Source organism: Brucella oryzae, assembly GCF_041929965.1.
Lineage (GTDB): Bacteria > Pseudomonadota > Alphaproteobacteria > Rhizobiales > Rhizobiaceae > Brucella > Brucella oryzae.
In genome coordinates, this window is the sequence record NZ_JBHEEO010000062.1 from 1 (window position 1) to 1,192 (window position 1,192).

The following is a 1,192-nucleotide window of genomic DNA, read 5'->3' on the forward strand; positions in this document are numbered from 1 at the left end:
GATTAGAACGAGCGCTGGAAGCGGACCATACCCTGCCAAGCGTCTTCGCCCTTCAGGACGGAGTTCTTGTCGTCCCACTTGGTGTAGGAAACTTCCGGGGTGATCGTGAAGCCAGGAACCAGTTCGTAAGCAACGTTGGCGGTTGCAGCGAAGGTTTCGGAGTCGTCGTAGGCGAGCTGCACGTTGAAGGTAGCCTTTTCGGTTGCCTTGTAAGCAGCGCCACCCCATACAGCCCAGTCGCCGCCCCACGTGCCGTAGAAGCTGTTGATCTGGCGGATACCGCGATCACGACCATTGGCATCCGTGTAGACGTACTGATAGGTGTCGTCGTTCGACTTGTAACCACCCATGACCCAGACCGAGAACTGATCCGTGACGTTAATGTCTGCGCGAATCTTACCGGCCCATTCTTCATTATAGGCGTCGTAAGCTGCAACACCCGTGATCGAACCCCAGCCGCCAGCGTACTTCAGACCGGCAACGACATGCGGCATGTAATCATCGATCTTGCCGGAGATGGTATATTCAGCACCCGTGTTAACGTCGACGTACGTGCCGGTGTCAACATCAACCGTATTGCCCTGTTCAAGCGACAGGATAGCCGAGAAACCATTGCCGCCTGTGAAGGTGTAGCTGATGAGACCGGTGCGGTAGCCGCCAGCGAGGATGACGTCGTCGTTGATGACGTTGCCGAGGTAACCAGGGAAGGTTACGAAGGCCGATTCGTCAAGGCCGACGCGCAGGCCGCCGAGCTGGATGTAACCGAAACGCAGGGTGCCGGTCGAGCCGGAGTCCACGCCGTCAGCCCACTGGAAACGCATTTCCGAATAGGTCTTGAGGGTGCCGAGTTCGGTTTCCGAAGCCGTCGATACCTTGAGTGCGAAACGAGCAAGTTTGGACCAGGTGTCGCGGTCGGTGTCGACATTGCCGTCACGGTCCTTGAAGCCACGACCGTAAACGTTATCACCGCCAGCAGCGTCGTAACGGACATAACCATGGATGCGCAGGCAGGTTTCGGTGCCTGGGATGTAGAAATAGCCGGCGCCGTAAGCATCGCAGACGCGGACATATTCAACGGCTTCTGGCTCTGGCGCGACGATTGCGTCGGCGGCCTGAGCGCCGGAAGCTGCAACCAGAGCTGCAGCGGAGCCAAGGAGAAGGCTCTTGATGTTCATTTCTGACCTCCAGTCAA

1 protein-coding gene is annotated in these 1,192 nt (G+C 57.7%); it reads right to left on the bottom strand.

Annotated elements, in window-relative coordinates:
- Nucleotides 1-2: 2 nt before the first annotated feature.
- Complete coding sequence (locus tag JNC70_RS22725) at nucleotides 3-1,175, bottom strand: porin (RefSeq protein WP_374789051.1); 1,173 nt, start codon at nucleotides 1,173-1,175, stop codon at nucleotides 3-5.
- Between the last annotated feature and the right edge of the window lie 17 nt (nucleotides 1,176-1,192).

Bases quoted from the DNA above. Each gene is read 5' to 3' on its own strand.
- JNC70_RS22725 (WP_374789051.1), bottom strand. From the start codon at position 1,175: ATGAACATCAAGAGCCTTCTCCTTGGCTCCGCTGCAGCTCTGGTTGCA.